This is a genomic window from Marinomonas sp. MED121, assembly GCF_000153025.1.
Taxonomy (GTDB): Bacteria; Pseudomonadota; Gammaproteobacteria; order Pseudomonadales; family Marinomonadaceae; genus Marinomonas.
On record NZ_CH672429.1, the window covers coordinates 547,079 to 562,432 of the forward strand.

General features: G+C 40.3%; 17 protein-coding genes. 8 read left to right on the forward strand and 9 right to left on the reverse strand.

Annotated features, from left to right (window positions below; genetic code table 11):
- Positions 1-9 precede the first annotated feature (9 nt).
- Positions 10-339 (reverse strand): hypothetical protein, encoded by a 330-nt coding sequence (locus tag MED121_RS02475; protein WP_009832012.1) that lies wholly within the window; start codon positions 337-339, stop codon positions 10-12.
- Between the two features lie 99 nt (positions 340-438).
- On the opposite strand from MED121_RS02475, the gene gloB reads away from it, so the two are divergent.
- Together gloB and MED121_RS02485 are read left to right on the forward strand one after the other, a co-directional pair.
- Positions 439-1,212: a hydroxyacylglutathione hydrolase gene (gene gloB / locus MED121_RS02480; protein WP_116371549.1), complete on the forward strand. Its 774-nt coding sequence runs from the start codon at positions 439-441 to the stop codon at positions 1,210-1,212.
- Between the two features lie 59 nt (positions 1,213-1,271).
- A complete protein-coding gene (locus MED121_RS02485) occupies positions 1,272-3,008 on the forward strand; it encodes a LysM peptidoglycan-binding domain-containing protein (protein WP_009832014.1) in 1,737 nt (578 codons plus the stop codon).
- Between the two features lie 94 nt (positions 3,009-3,102).
- On the opposite strand, the gene MED121_RS02490 is transcribed toward MED121_RS02485, so the two are convergent.
- Positions 3,103-3,390 carry a pyrimidine/purine nucleoside phosphorylase gene (locus MED121_RS02490; RefSeq protein ID WP_009832015.1) on the reverse strand — a complete coding sequence of 96 codons (288 nt, stop codon included), beginning with the start codon at positions 3,388-3,390 and terminating at the stop codon, positions 3,103-3,105.
- A 146-nt stretch (positions 3,391-3,536) separates the two neighbouring features.
- Positions 3,537-4,442 (reverse strand): transcriptional regulator GcvA, encoded by a 906-nt coding sequence (gene gcvA, locus MED121_RS02495; protein WP_036178563.1) that lies wholly within the window; start codon positions 4,440-4,442, stop codon positions 3,537-3,539.
- A gap of 213 nt (positions 4,443-4,655) precedes the next feature.
- Here gcvA and MED121_RS02500 point away from each other — a divergent pair, with 213 nt between their 5' ends.
- Positions 4,656-4,883 (forward strand): hypothetical protein, encoded by a 228-nt coding sequence (locus MED121_RS02500; RefSeq protein WP_009832017.1) that lies wholly within the window; start codon positions 4,656-4,658, stop codon positions 4,881-4,883.
- A 139-nt stretch (positions 4,884-5,022) separates the two neighbouring features.
- On the opposite strand, the gene MED121_RS02505 is transcribed toward MED121_RS02500, so the two are convergent.
- On the reverse strand, positions 5,023-6,360 hold the full coding sequence (locus MED121_RS02505; protein WP_036179186.1) for a DEAD/DEAH box helicase: 1,338 nt from the start codon (positions 6,358-6,360) through the stop codon (positions 5,023-5,025).
- Positions 6,361-6,431: 71 nt separating this feature from the next.
- The gene (locus MED121_RS02510) at positions 6,432-6,974 is read right to left on the reverse strand and encodes a DUF1285 domain-containing protein (RefSeq protein ID WP_116371550.1); all 543 of its coding nucleotides are present in this window, start codon (positions 6,972-6,974) and stop codon (positions 6,432-6,434) included.
- Between the two features lie 191 nt (positions 6,975-7,165).
- Between MED121_RS02510 and MED121_RS02515 the strand changes: the two genes are divergently transcribed.
- From MED121_RS02515 to MED121_RS02525, 3 genes are all read left to right on the forward strand, one after another.
- Entirely contained in the window at positions 7,166-8,125 is a 960-nt protein-coding gene (locus MED121_RS02515) for a hypothetical protein (protein ID WP_009832020.1), read from the forward strand.
- A gap of 262 nt (positions 8,126-8,387) precedes the next feature.
- Entirely contained in the window at positions 8,388-9,551 is a 1,164-nt protein-coding gene (locus MED121_RS24710; RefSeq protein WP_036178566.1) for a methyl-accepting chemotaxis protein, read from the forward strand.
- Between the two features lie 20 nt (positions 9,552-9,571).
- Positions 9,572-10,015, forward strand: coding sequence for an Rrf2 family transcriptional regulator (locus tag MED121_RS02525; RefSeq protein ID WP_009832022.1), 444 nt, complete (start codon positions 9,572-9,574; stop codon positions 10,013-10,015).
- On the opposite strand, the gene MED121_RS02530 is transcribed toward MED121_RS02525, so the two are convergent.
- Positions 10,012-11,031: a glycosyltransferase family 9 protein gene (locus MED121_RS02530; RefSeq protein WP_009832023.1), complete on the reverse strand. Its 1,020-nt coding sequence runs from the start codon at positions 11,029-11,031 to the stop codon at positions 10,012-10,014. The genes MED121_RS02525 and MED121_RS02530 overlap by 4 nt on opposite strands.
- Positions 11,032-11,175: 144 nt before the next feature.
- Between MED121_RS02530 and MED121_RS02535 the strand changes: the two genes are divergently transcribed.
- Both MED121_RS02535 and MED121_RS02540 read left to right on the forward strand, forming a co-directional pair.
- Complete coding sequence (locus MED121_RS02535) at positions 11,176-11,895, forward strand: 3-deoxy-D-manno-octulosonic acid kinase (RefSeq protein ID WP_009832024.1); 720 nt, start codon at positions 11,176-11,178, stop codon at positions 11,893-11,895.
- Positions 11,888-12,811, forward strand: coding sequence for a lysophospholipid acyltransferase family protein (locus MED121_RS02540; RefSeq protein WP_009832025.1), 924 nt, complete (start codon positions 11,888-11,890; stop codon positions 12,809-12,811). The genes MED121_RS02535 and MED121_RS02540 overlap by 8 nt, the downstream gene beginning before the upstream one ends.
- A gap of 90 nt (positions 12,812-12,901) precedes the next feature.
- Here MED121_RS02540 and MED121_RS02545 read toward each other — a convergent pair whose 3' ends face one another.
- The 3 genes from MED121_RS02545 to ylqF all read right to left on the reverse strand — a co-directional run bounded on the left by MED121_RS02545 (position 12,902) and on the right by ylqF (position 15,057).
- A complete protein-coding gene (locus MED121_RS02545) occupies positions 12,902-13,495 on the reverse strand; it encodes a hypothetical protein (RefSeq protein WP_009832026.1) in 594 nt (197 codons plus the stop codon).
- A 126-nt stretch (positions 13,496-13,621) separates the two neighbouring features.
- On the reverse strand, positions 13,622-14,002 hold the full coding sequence (locus MED121_RS02550; RefSeq protein ID WP_009832027.1) for a YacL family protein: 381 nt from the start codon (positions 14,000-14,002) through the stop codon (positions 13,622-13,624).
- Between the two features lie 74 nt (positions 14,003-14,076).
- Positions 14,077-15,057, reverse strand: coding sequence for a ribosome biogenesis GTPase YlqF (gene ylqF, locus MED121_RS02555; RefSeq protein ID WP_036178571.1), 981 nt, complete (start codon positions 15,055-15,057; stop codon positions 14,077-14,079).
- Between the last annotated feature and the right edge of the window lie 297 nt (positions 15,058-15,354).

Consider the following 15,354-nt stretch of genomic DNA (forward strand, 5'->3'; position numbering starts at 1 on the left):
GCGGCTCTCTTAAGTCACCATGCGGGTCTGAGAAAGTTCCAGCGTATGATGCAATATATGCACATCAAGGCCATCAGATTCAAAAGGAAGTTCATGGGAATTAGCCACAATTAAATTATCCGGAGCACCTAACTCTAAACAGGGCGCTAACATTAATTGCGTTCGTAGCAGGGATTGCTGAAGCTCTAACTTTTTTAAAGGACTTTGCATAAGTAGGTAATATCCCACAGTGTCATTAAGCAATCGGTCCAATAGCTCAGTTTCTTGCTTTAGCACATTTTGGCCTAACTCTGACTGGTACCATTGTTGAAAAAATTGCCTAACTTGCTTGTCCGCCATACAATTTACTCTACTGACCCGTATTAACAACTGGTTCTATTACCTTCTAAATATAGGTAATCTAACTGTCCTTTTAACACCTGAAAAGTGAGATTTAATTTGATTCATCCCATTCCAGCCTTTAGCGACAATTATATCTGGATTTTGACCGACAAAGATAGCTCACTTGCTTGGGTTGTTGACCCTGGCGATGCGAACCCCGTACTCGACTATTTGGCTGAAAACCAACTAACTTTGGCTGGCATTTTAATCACTCATCACCATTTTGATCACACAGCTGGTGTCAAAAAGCTAAAGCAGGCTTTTGATTGCCATGTTGCAGGCCCGTCTCATTTGGATAAATTGGTGGATCAAGGGTTAGAAGATGGGGATACAATCAGTATTTTTAATTATGTTTTCCACGTCATAGCAACCCCTGGTCATACCTTGGACCATCTTTGCTACTTTGCAAAAAATGAAAATAAGTCACCAATTTTATTTAGCGGAGATACATTATTTCGCGGAGGATGCGGTCGTTTGTTTGAAGGAACAGCAGAGCAAATGCATCAATCTTTGCAAAAACTTTCCGATTTACCAGAAGAGACCTTAGTTTATTGTACTCACGAATATACTTTAGCAAATTATTCTTTTGCAGTTTCGCTGGATAAAAACAATCAAAAACTTCAAGAAAACCTGCAGAAATGTCAGGATTTAAGGGACAATAACCAACCAACTTTACCAACTAAAATATCAATAGAACAAGAGGTTAATCCCTTTTTACGACCTCACATTGAACAAATTTCAAACAGTGCAGCTAGGCAATTAGATCAAGAAATAAGCAACTCATTAGTGGGAAGGTTCGCACAAATACGTGCAGCAAAAGACAGCTTTTAGTTGACCTGAGTGGTTTGCTCTATAAAATGTGTCGAAATTTGCCAAATTAAAATGACTAAATGACTAAACAAACTCTTATTGCAGCAACATTTTGCTTCGTGTTAACCGGTTGCCAATCGTTAACAAGTGAGCAAGATCAAGCCGCTACCCAAGCGACCAATGAACAAAATTCAGCCACGTCTAATTTAGACGCGGATATGATTGATGCTAATTTAACGAATGAAGCAGAAGACTCACTGGTTTACCCATTAGATACTCGCGATGTGGCCTTATCACCTGCCGTGATTGATGACATCCCACTTCCTGAAGAAGTGGCTGAGATTGATACTAACAAAGCAGAAGCGCCAATTAAGCCTGTGGTTGAAGACGTTGCACCTGAACCACTACCGCCGATTGATCTTTGGCAACGTATGCAGGCAGGATTTGCGCTTGATCTAGAGCTTAATAAACCTAGAATCTCTAGCCAACTTAAATGGTTTGTTTCTCATCCTAGCTATCTTGACCGTGTGTCACGACGTGGCTCTCGTTACTTGCATTACATTGTTGAAGAACTAGAAAAGGCGAACTTACCCTTAGAAATTGCCCTGTTGCCAATCGTAGAAAGTGGCTTTGACCCTTTTGGCTATAGTCATGGCCGCGCATCTGGTCCTTGGCAATTTATCCCATCAACAGGCCGTATGTATGGTTTAGACCAAGATTGGTGGTATGACGGTCGTCGTGACATTGTAGGATCAACACGTGCCGCCATTGCCTACCTCACTCGTTTAAACAAAATGTTTGATGGTGACTGGTTACATGCATTAGCTGCTTATAACTCAGGTGAAGGTAGAGTTGCCCGTGCGATTAAGCGTAACAAAAATGCGGGTAAGCCAACCGATTTTTGGTCTTTAAAGCTGCCAAAAGAAACCCGCGCTTATGTTCCTAAGTTGCTTGCCTTGGGTAAACTTTTCAAGAATCCTGAAAAGTACAACTACACACTCAGAGAAATGCCGAACGAGCCTTACTTTGAAATTGTAAACATCGGCGGACAAATTGATCTTGCACAAGCGGCTGAAATGGCTGGCATTAGTATTGATGAAGTTTACCTGCTAAATCCAGGGTTCAACCAATGGGCGACATCTCCAACAGGCCCACACAGATTACTTATTCCCGTTGATAAAGCGAAAACTTTTCGTAGCAGGCTAGTCTCAATTCCTGCTGATGAACGTGTTACCTGGGTGCGTTATACCGTTGATTCCGGCGACAACCTTGCGTTAATTGCCAAACAACATAACACCACGGTCAATGTCTTACAGGATGTAAATAAGATGTCTTCCACACTTATTCGTGTGGGCCAGCAACTTATGATACCGGTTGCAGGTAGTAAGATTGAAAGTTATACACTCAGTTCGCACCAGAGACTGTTAGCAAAGCAAAACCGCTCTCCTAGCCAAAATCGTGTCAAAATTAATTATACGGTGAAGTCTGGAGACAGCTTTTGGAAGATCTCTCAAAAGTATAAAACCACGTCTAAACAGCTTGCACGCTGGAACAACATGGGTATTAAAGACCCTCTATTTGCAGGTCAGAAACTCGTCGTTTGGCTAAAAAGCGAAAAACGTATTAACAACACCAGCCGTAGCGTTACTAAGAAAATCATCTATACCATTCGATCAGGTGATTCATTAGCGAAAGTGGCGGGTAAATTTAGAGTGAAACTGGCAGATATTAAAAAGTGGAACCCTAAAGTAACCAGTCAAAAATATGTTCAACCTGGTGACAGATTAACCCTATTAATCAATGTTGTGGCCGGTTAATACTTAACCTGACTAACCGTATTTAATCGTTTAAATCCCATAAAAAATGCGCCCTAAGGCGCATTTTTTATGTCTAACCTAAACCAGTTAGTCTTTATTCATAACGGCAATGGTAGGCAGTCTGTTCGTTCACTTTAACGCCAAAGCTTTGGTTTGCTTCAACAATAAACGTTTCATTCTGTTTAAACTCAACCCAATCTTCAGAACCGGGTAATTTAACGGTTAGCAGGCCAGATACAACTGTCATGTACTCTCTTTGCGACGTGCCAAACTCATACTCACCGACAGCCATAACACCCACAGTAGACACACCTTCATTATTCTCTAGTGCAATGGATTTTACTTGATTGTCAAAATAGCTATTTACTGAAAGTTCAGCCATGTTTTTTCTCCCATAAATTGGTAATTTTTCTGTCACCAAGAATACGATTTTTAAGCTTTAAGGTCATGGTTTTTTAAACCAAATTAATTATCAAAATCAATAAGATATTCTACAGTTCAGGCATCATTAAAGTTTAAAAGACAGGTCTAAAATTCACTATCACTCTCGTCCGTCATTTGCTCAATCACCCAAGCTCTAAAAGCGTCCATAGGTTGTGTCATTTTACGGTCTTTTTGATTCACTAAATAAAAAGCACTTTGCGTTTTTAAGTGCTGATCAAACAAAACCCTTAAACTGCCTTCGTGAATTTCAGGTGCGACCAAACTTGGATCAGCTAAAGCAATACCAAGACCTTGTGCTGCGGCGGCGGCCGTTAATGAACCATTCGAGAACATGACCCCACGTCTAAATAGTTTGGGCTGCAAACCATTTTGTTTAAGCCAGTTATGCCACTCTTCTTTACGCTTAGCCACATGAAGTAACGGGTAGAAGCGCATATCATCTGGGGTACGTATGGGCTGGTGAGGCTTAATTAAATTAGGGTTACAAACAGGTGCTAGGGCTGAATTTCTTAAGAACTGCTTTTCAACATCCGGCCAATCACCTTCACCGAAGTAAATAGCCATATCAATATCGCCAGCGGAGAAATCAACCAAGCCTGAAGACGCATTTAACTCAAGTTGAACATCAGGATATTGATCCTGAAAGCTTTCCATGCGAGGCATTAGCCAACGGGATAAAAAAGCAGGCGCAACGCTTAAACGTAAAACCCCACCTAAAGACTGCTTATTAATCAAGTCTGTTGTGGCTTCATCAAGCTGTCTAAAGATAGAAGAGATGGGTTCAAGGTAGTCCGCACCCGCCTCCGTCAACAGCACTTTCCGCTTAGTACGAAGAAACAGCTCTATACCTAGGAATTCTTCCAGAGATTTAATCTGATGACTCACCGCTGATGGCGTCACAGATAATTCATGGGAAGCTTTGATAAAGCTTCCATGTCGTGCTGCTGCTTCAAAGCAACGAAGGCTATTTAATGGCGGTAAACGGTTAATACATCAAACTCCATCATGGGTTATTTTGTTTAAATAACACGTCAATAAAACAATAAGATGTTTATTTTTAGCATACTTTTCGACAGAAATAACGCCCTACCTTTAAATAGGTGAAAAAAACTCATCAATTACGTGAAAAAGGATACTTTGTTAATTTCAACAAAAATTTTTACTATATGAATGTCAGCAAAACATACCACTTGGAGAAACAAAATGGACAAAGCAACTTACGAGAGCCTAGCACCTTTTAGCCTTAATCAAGCCACTGAAGCTTATGCTAAATTAGATAACAATATTGATTTTATCTACTACGAAAACCGCGCAAGAGAAATGCGTGCACAAGCAATTAAAGATAGCTTCAAAATGGTATCTAAAACAATCAAAAGCCTTTTCAGTAAAGCACTACCAGCACTTTCCCTAAGCAAAACCCACACTGCTTAGGGGCAGTCGCGACCTAAGCAGGTTTTAACGTCTTCCCTTAATACTGTATTTTTCGACCTGAATAACAGACGCTCTGTCTTTACTACTTCTTTTTAATAGACATCCTGTCTGTACTCATCCTTTTTAGCGCTAGTCTCTATTATTCCTTATCATCTAAGGCAATACCTTTACTTTTCTTAGGCACTTTGAAAGGTTCAAAGCCGTCTTGGCTATTAGTATGAAGTTTCGTTTTACTCGGTCCACGACGCTTCGCAGGTGCTTTTTCTGCCGCTTTTGCTTTCTTCTCTTGAGGCTTTTTCGACTTTTTGAAAACTTTCTTAGGTGCTAGGCCTTTAAAGCTGGCTTCTAAACCTTCAATAGCATCAAAGCTAAAAGAACGTGATAAGAAAGTTTCAAGCGCTTTAAAGTTATGCCAATCTTTTGGCCCAACAAGAGAAAAAGCGTCACCTTGGAAACCCGCACGACCTGTACGGCCTGTTCGATGGACATACTCTTCACTGTGTTTTGGAATATCAAAGTTAATCACATGAGTAACATTAGCGATATCTAAACCTCGCGATGCTAAATCAGTACTAACCAATATCTGAAAATGCCCTCTGGCAAAGCTATCCATTACCTTATTACGGGCAGATTGTGTTAAATCACCATTTAAGGCTTGAGTGGTAAAGCCTTTTTCCTCTAACAAACTCGCTAATCGAACCGTGTCTAGCTTTGTTGCCGTAAAGATAATCCCTTGCTTGATGGTTTCTTGTTCTAACACATGGGTCAAAATAGCTTCTTTATGATCTAGGTGATCACAAAGATAAAACTTCTGTTTGATATCACTATGGACATCTGTCCCAGCACCGATTGCCACACGAGAAGGCTCATTCAACAACCTTTGTGCAATATCATTTACTTCAGCATTATCCAAAGTGGCAGAAAAGAATAAGGTTTGGCGTAAACGATGGCTAGCAGCATCATCTATTTGCTTTAGTTGATCTGCAAAACCTAAATCTAACATGCGATCTGCTTCATCAAGAATAAGTAACTCAAGTCCATCTAAGAACATGTTTCTTTGATTAAGGTGATCGACTAGGCGACCAGGCGTAGCAACAATAAATTGGGGATCTTTTTGTAAATCTTTAATTTGATCATTGAAGTTTTCTCCCCCTAAAATAAGGGCTGTCTTCAACTTACTACTAGCCACCAGCAACCTTAATTGAGAATAGACCTGCTTTGCTAGCTCTCGTGTAGGTACCAGAATAAGTACACGGGCATCTTTATTTGATAAAGCTTTTACACGATAGACACGATGCAAAGCAGGGATTAAATAGGCTAGCGTTTTACCAGAACCTGTTTTTGAAGATGCGAGTAAATCACGTCCCGCCATCGCCTCAGGAATAGCCTGAGCTTGAATTTGGGTGGCCGAGTCGAAGCCCCAATGACGAAGTGACTGAAGGATACGAGCATCAAAACCAAAATCAGAAAATTGCAAAGATAAAACCTCAATAGAAAACCTAGATATGAATTTCGCCATTATATCCTAAGCCTTCTTTAAAAGCCTTACTACTCAAGCTTCCCTAAACTAAAATATTGGCCTTTACTCATCACGCAAAGATGTAATTCACCCTCAATTTCCACTTCTTCACCCAGTTCGACCAGATCATAAAAGATATTTCTATGAATCAAGGCTTTCATGCCATAACGAACGGAAACATAGGGATGCGCTTCACCTTTAAAATCCGCCATCCAGAGTGTCGTTTCCTCTTCACCAAGCATTAACTGATCACCCACAGAAGTAACGAACGCCAAAGATTTTCCTTTATCATTATCTATGACTTTCATATGGGTAATGAGAAAAGGAGCGTCTTCGACTTGGATACGCACCTTTTCGACTGGTGTGACCAAAAAGTGCTCACCCGCCTCTTGCCATAGGATACGACTGAACATTTTGACCATGGCGGGTCGCTTAATTGGGTTTCCTTCATGTAACCACTGACCATTTGCTTTAATGATCAAATCCATATCCCCACATGACTCAGGTTTCCATAGGTGAACAGGAGGCAAATTATCATTAGCATATTCAGCTAATTGCGACACATCTAACATCATCTACTCTTTATTCGGGTCTAAAATTATCATTTCATCAGAAAGGATTAATCTCACTCACCTCAACTTCAATATAATTCAAATTGATTGGGATGATCTTGAATTCAATTCACTGATAAAATAGCCTTACTAAATAGTTTATCACCCAATTTATTTTTAACAGTAAAAGATTGGGCAAAAAGGTGAGTTGCATGAATTCCAAGTTACGCAGTAAATTTCAGGACCCTAATCGTGGGGTTTATCTAATCGGCACAACCCCGCCAAGATCCTCTGTTGAAGAGGATAAGCTCGCTGAAATTTCTGACAAGCTTCTACAGCGTATCAGTGAAGTGGACGTGGATGGTTTAATTGTTTATGACATTCAAGACGAAAGTAGTCGTACTGATAAGCCTAGACCGTTTCCTTTTATGACAACGCAAGATCCTAGAGCTTGGTCTCAACGCCTAAGAGAAGGGGCTGAACTACCTGTTATTACTTACAAAAGTGTTTCAGCACGTTCAGAATCTGAATTTAATAATTGGCTAGATGAATCATGGAATGAATACGGCATTAAAGATATCGTCTTGGTTGGTTCCCCTTCATCAGAAGGTGATATCAAACTACCATTAAGCCAAGCATACAAAGCCCTTGAAAAGCATAAACATTCGTATCACCTAGGTGGCGTCACTATCGCAGAGCGTCATGCCGTTAAAGGTGACGAACATTTACGTATCTTTAATAAGTCTGCTTCTGGCTGTGACTTCTTTATCTCTCAGGCTGTTTATAATGCTCAAGCAACCATAGACTTGATCAGTCGTTATGCCCGAACCTGTAAAGAAAGAGGCATCAAGCCTAAGCGCCTAATCTTGACCTTTACTCCTTGCGGTAGCGCAAAAACACTAGAGTTTATGGAGTGGTTAGGTATTTCTGTACCCGAAGCGACCAAACATCGCATTTTAGACGCTAAAGACCCACTTGCAGAATCAGTCAAAGTTTGTCGAAATGCCCTAGAGCAGATCATTGAAACGGCCTTACCGCTCGATATCCCTTTGGGGTTAAATATTGAAAGTTTAACTAACCGCAAAGATGAAATTGATGCATCTATCCGACTTTACAAACTGTTAAAAGCAACACTTGATTTAAAACTGGCAGAAAGATCATTAGAGGTTTAACTCTTTAAAACATAATAGAGACTTCTCTGCCTACCTAAGGGCGGCTGCAAGTTATGCAGCCGCCCTTTTTCTTACGGCCTCACCTCTCATCATCTGCATCTGAAGATTAACCATTAAGACACTTTTGCTAAGTCAAAGAGAAAGTTTATTTCTTACATCCTTAAACTTGCATTTAATATGCATGTTATATATTCTTGCATCATTCCAGTCTGCTCAAACTTTAATCAAGCAGACAAGCAAAGACTTAAACTAGGATATTTTTATGCAATCACTCTTTTTTAGAATGCGTTTTATTCACTGGCTAGGCGCCATTGGTTTATTTATCAATGCCTTCTTCTTCACTCAAGAAACTTACTCTCAAGCACTGCAATACCTCGTTGTGGTGCTTTTGGTCATTCACGATATCGATGAGAAATATTGGGGGGTAGATGCGCTAAATGGCATTACTCAATACATGAAAGCATTTGAGAAAAAAGATTTATCTCAAGCGTGTACCGTTAACAGCCAATACAATAGCGAGATGGGAAAAATATTAACGGTTATTGATTCGTTTCGTCTAAATGTTAGGGACACATTAACCGATATCCAAAAACAAGCAAATACCTGTGATGATGTGGCGGATGAGCTAGCAAACCGCAATCAAGACTTAGTTAATCGCATTCAAAGCCAAGATAAAAGCGTTCAAGCCCTGGCAGATAAATGTGAACTCCTAGACCAACAATCTCTATTACTACAGCAAAGAGCTGAGCAAACAGAGCGTGAAGTGCAACACACACAACAAGGCCTACAAGATTCAACCAGTTCCATGTCTGAAATGGCCAACATCATTGAGAACTACATAGAAAGCAGCAATCAATTAAGTAACAAGTTCGAATCCCTGTCTGAACAAGCAACATCTATTGGTGGTGTTGTTTCTGTGATTGATACCCTTGCGGATCAAACGAACCTTCTCGCCTTAAACGCAGCGATTGAAGCAGCCAGAGCAGGTGAACATGGTCGTGGTTTTGCCGTGGTTGCTGATGAAGTAAGACAACTTGCACTGTCAACTCAAGATAGCCTCAATCAAATCAACCTGATTGTCCAAGCGATTAGCACAGCGGTAACCGATGCAGGAGAGCAAATACAGAGACAATCTTCAAACTTAACTGATTTGTCCCAAACCTCTATCAGCAGTCGAGAACAAATCGCTATTGCAAGCAAGCACTTAAATGGTATTTTAGCTATCATTGGTCAGCAAAATCAGCATAACGATGTCGATCTAATGCAAGTTCATAAAATGGTGACCGAAGTCTCTCAACACATTAACTTGTTACAAAACCTATCTCACTCAAACAGTAAAGACTGTGAGCAGCTCCAATTTCAAGGCAACAGACTGAATGAGATTAGTGCAGGGTTAGTCAACAAGCTGAGCTCGTTCACACTTTAACTAAGAGTTTATTTGATTCTATGAGATTAACTGCCTTCACAGATTTTGGTTTGCGAACACTCATGTACCTCACCAGCATTCCGACTGAGCAATTAAGCAGTGTTCCCGAAGTTGCGAGAGTCTATGGTGCCTCGCAAAATCACTTTGTGAAGGTGATAGGCCAATTAACCAAACTAGGTTACGTGCAATCAATTAGAGGTAAAAATGGTGGTATTCGCTTAGCTAAGAAAGCAGAGGACATTAATATCGGCAAGGTTATAAGAGAGCTCGAGAATCACCTAGATGCCGTAAACTGCACCAAGCCTGTCTGCCAAATAGCCAGTTGCTGTGAGCTCAAACACGCTCTGGCCTTAGCGATGGAAGCCTTTCTATCCACCATGGAGCAATACTCCTTGGCAGATATTGTTCACAACAAACCTGAGCTCATTCCCTTATGGCAATCAGAGCCAAACGAAAACCCTTAAAGAGCTATACGTTCAAGCTCATCGTTTACTTTTTCCAGCACAGAATCATAAGTGATATAAGACATCGCCTCTGGGTCATGCACAGTAGACGCCCAGGGAATCTCAGCAATAGATTTGCCATACTCTTTTTCGGCTAAATCTTTATAAACACTGACCACTGAGTCTTGCCCATAGTAAGGCCCAGTTCTTTCAGGGTTAGACAAGGCATACAAACCCACCATAGGCGTATTTACCAGGGTAGCGATATGTGCGGGGCCCGTATCTGGACTGATTATAAGTTTGGCATCTTGAATAACAGCCGTTAACTCTTTAATGCTTGTCTTACCGACAAGGTTATCCAGCTCAAATCCTTGTGCAATCGCATTCACAAATTCAATTTCTACTGGCGTAGGTCCACCGGTTAAAACAATTTTCTCTCCTTTAGAGATAAGATGCTCAATCAGTTTGCGATAACCTTCTAACGTCCAATTCTTAGTTACTTTAGAACCACATGGGTTAATAATAATGTAGCCTTCAGGCAGTACGGTTTGGCGTTTAGGTACGTCTATTTGCCAGCTTGGTTTCGCATGAGGCACATCAATCGCTTCTGCCATACTCATCAAGGTATCAAGAACATGCTTACCTTTTGGCTCTGGTGCCAAAGTATTCACAAACCAATGCTGTTTTTCACGAGAATGACTTTTAGCAAAGCCAATTCGAGTTTTAGCCTTAATCATTCGTGTTAACACGCTCGCCCTAGAGGACCATTGCATGTGTAGCAAGACATCGAACGATTCATTAATCAAGTGTTTACGAATAGCCAGCATGCCCTTTAGACCAGACGATTTCTGATAAATGATGACCTTAATATCAGGCATCATACTGACTAAGTCGGCTTCAAGCTTACCTGTAATCCAAGTAATTTCAGCCTTTGAGTAGCGATTTCTAATAGCGGTTACCACTGACATCGCATGGCAGACATCACCTAATGCTGACAAACGCACAATAACTATCTTGGCATTTTCAGATAACTTCATTTTATTTTCGCATCCCCATTCAAACTAAACTTAGCAATTAACTAAAAAACTTATTGTTTAACAAAGTCTTGCTGCGTAAAAAAGAGGCTTATTATAGAATAGCTAAAGACAAAAGTGTCACTTCATCGAAACAGAGTAGAAAAGATGCCGACAGAGCAAATATTAAAGGGGTCAGAACGTTTATTTATCAGCAACCCCGAATTAGGCGTCGATAAAGATTGGTTTTCAATGGCTGCATGGAAAGCACAAAATGCCATTGAAGGCACGGCCGCTGGCAGAGGAACGGTTTGGTTTATCAAAACAGAGCAAGGGCAATACGTTTTAAGACGCTATCGTCGAGGTGGTTTAATTGCCAAATTAACCCAATTTAACTTTCTCTTTCGAGGTTTTAAAAATACTCGCCCATACCAAGAACTTAAATTGCTTGAGTTTATGCGAGAACAAGGTTTACCCGTGCCAGAGCCGATTGCAGGCCACTGTCAACGTATTGGCGTTCAATATCAAGCAGAAATCATCACCAAGTTAATTCCTGATGCTAAAGAACTATTTACCTGCTTACTCGACCAAGAGCAGACAAGTGCTGCTAATTTAAATTGGTATGAAATAGGAAAAACAATCAAGCGATTACATGATGCTGGCGTTAACCATACTGACTTAAATTGTCATAACATCATGGTAGATCTTGCTCAAAAAGTATGGATTATTGACTTTGACAAGTGCCATCAAGCAGGCATTGCACAAGACTGGCAAGACGCAAATTTATTAAGGCTAAAACGCTCATTTGAAAAAGAAGCAAGTAAACACCCAAATTTTCAATTCAAGCAAGCCAATTGGCAAACATTATTAGAAGGCTATCATGGCTAAAAAGAACACAAAGAATTCAACTAAGTTAACACAATTACTTGCTCCCAAGCATTGGCCTACTTGGTTATTTATGGGCTTTGCTTGGTTACTTTCACACCTGCCTTTTACCGCACAGAAAAAGCTTGGCTCTCTCTTAGGCAGCTTTTTATTTATCGTGGCGAAACGCCGTCGCCATATTTGTCTGACAAATTTGACGATTTGCTATCCAGATATGACCCAGGAAGAAAAGCTAGCATTAGGTAAACAACACTTTAAAAGTATGGGGTTTGGCTTTCTTGAAACCTTTAGTAGCTGGTTCCACAAAACAGATGAACTCAAGGTAGAAGCCGAATTTGAAGGTCAAGATGTTTTAGATGCAGCATTAGCAGAAGGGAAAGGCTGTGTTTTTATCAGTGGCCACTTTTCATCACTAGATCTATGCGGCAACTTAATGTCTCGCTATGCCGTCGTTCACCCTATTTACAAGCAACAGAACAATGCTGTATTTAACTTTATTATGGAAAGACAAAGATCTCGCATCTTTGAAAAAACAATAGAGCGAAGCAATATGCGCGAAGTGCTACGCTCATTAAAAGCCAATAAAATCATCTGGTATGCGGTTGATCAAGATTATGGTCGTAAACACTCAGTTTTTGCCCCTTTCTTTAACCGTGAAAGTGCCACCATTGCTCATATCGGCAGAATTTGCAGTATGACAAAAGCGCCCGTTCTCCTTTATGATTATGGGAGAACAGAAACAGGCTATAAAATGAAAGTCACCAGAGTAGATGCCCTGCCAACAGGCGATGATGTTGAAAATGCACGCATCATGAACCAACAAATGGAAGCGGTAATCGCCCCTAAAAAAGCCCAATACTACTGGACTCACAGACGCTTTAAAACACAAGTCGTTGAAGGTGACCCTTCTCCTTACTAACCCCATAGTAAATCATTAGCCCACAAAAAAAGCCCTTTCGGGCTTTTCATCGACTAACACTAAGCTAGAACTTACACTCTTGGCTCAATATTAATCTTGGGCTAAGTCGTCTTCTAGACTATTTGTTAGCTCATAAGAATCGTCGCCTAAGTCTTCATTGACTAATAACAAAGCTTCTTCATAAGCACCACCAAACTCGATACGGGTAATATCGTATAAATCATATTCATAGGTTTCATCAAACCAACGAGCATCAGAGCCAATTTCTTCTAGTTCAAAACTAACATCATCGGCTTTGATGACACGACCGATTTCACAGCTATCACTTTCTAGCTCTTCACGATGTAAGGTAACAAGGCCATAATCTTCACTGATATTAAGTAGGATTTCATTTAACTCTCCTAGCTCAATCTCAGGGTTTTGGATTTCTTCTTGGCGTAATTCAAGCACCTTTTTCTGGAAGTCGTTAAAGGGTGCTGGATGCACGAAATCACTAATATCTTCTAAAAATAAAATTTGATAGCCATTTAAACGGATACTGTCATCAACCAGTTGCAACAATACCATCTCTTCATTGGCATCAATTATGAATCCATCACTCCAATTATCTGGACCATCAAGTTCTTCTCGAAAAATCCGTACCAGGTTATTTCGAGTTTGTGCCTTTTCCAGTTCGATAAGCATGTTGAATCCCTAAAACGTAAAATAAAAAGTGTGCGGCAAAAAAACAAAGGGCCACATGGCGTAAGTGTAAACTTAGCAAGGTTGATGAACAATATTAATTACATACAATTTTTATGACAAAGATATTTAATACAGTAAGTTATGCCAATCTTCTAACAAGCCTGCCATATCCTCAAGACCACATTCAGACTTAACACCATCATCAGCGGCTTGATAAAAGTTACTTTGACTATCAAACATGGCACTGATTTCTTCACTGACATCGGACATATCAAGTTGTCGATTTACCGCGATACCTTCGACACCAATACTAATAATATAAGCACCCTGTTGTATTACTTGGGCTTCCGCATCCGCTTCAACCAAATGAATACTTTGCAAAACCTTCTGAATATCTTCTCTTGCCTTAAGCTCTTCACTGACCCAATCAGCAATCGCTGAAAACTCATATTCTGTTTCAATGCGGTAGGTTTGCTCTGTTTCATCAAATGCTATTTCATAATCCATAACCTAACCCCTATTACCTAGCTTTACATTTACACTAATCAATTTTTAATAACCTATATTCAGTCAATTTAACGCTATTTTTTCATACTTTCTGGCGGAATATCTTGCGTTCTTTCCGTTCGATTCTGACTTTGTTGACGCTGTGGTACTGCTGCCGCTAACCGTGCTTGTCGTTTCGCTTCTTTTTCAGCTTTAACAATTTCAACCTGACGCTCTTCTTCAAGAATCATGTCAGGGGTTTCCATCACATACTGACCAATGGCACCACTTCTGACATCATGCAAAAACACCTCGGCGGCTTTATGCATATCAATGACACCACCGGCTCTTAAAGCGCCACGCTTTTCACCTATGGTGCTTAAAACTTCATCCGCTGTGCCTAATGCTTTTTTAAACTTATATCGTGTAGTGATAAAATCGGGGTAATGCCCTATAAAGAAATCGAGACCGACGAGTGCAACATCTTGATAATCTATCGCTGTATCGCGTACCGCACCTGTTACCGCTAAACGATAACTGGCTTTTGGATTTTCAATTTTTGGCCACAAAATCCCCGGTGTATCTAACAAGACAAAACCTGGGGAAACTTTTAATTTCTGCTGAGCTTTGGTCACTGCAGGCTCATCACCGACTTTAGCAACACGACGTCCCAAAAGTGCATTCATCAAACTTGATTTACCCACATTTGGAATGCCTGCAATCATCGCTCTGATGGGTTTCTCTGCCGTTCCTCTATGTGGAACAAGTTTAGCAACCCATTGTTTAACACTGGCTAAATCTTGTTTATCTAAGGTAGAAAAAGGCTTAGCGGTAATAGATTCTGCTTCTTGCCAATGAGTTAACCAAGTTTGAATTCTCGTTTCATCCGCTAGATCTTTTTTATTTAGCAAACGTAATACAGGTACGTCACCTCTCAGTTGGCTTAACATTGGGTTTTGGCTTGAATCGGGAATTCTAGCATCGAGAACTTCAATCACTATGTCCACTTGTGTCATGACATCTTCAATTTCACGACGTGCTTTATTCATATGCCCTGGGAACCACTGGACGCTCACTAAACCCACCTTATTTTAACTGACCATATTAGGCGCAGAATTCTACCACATTCCACGCATAGAACTAAGTATTAAGCCGATAAGAAACCTGTGGTTAGAATCTAAAATAGATTTAAAAATTTAATACACTTTCTTTTCGGATAAAAAAGACACAAAGATCAAGAGCATGATGTAAATCAAAGCAAGAATTCCACCTAAGCCTATACTCATTTTACTCAGATCATATGGCGCTTCCCTGAACAAGAGCGCCTTATGATTTGGGCGTTCTCTCGATCAGACATAATGTCAAAGGTATGT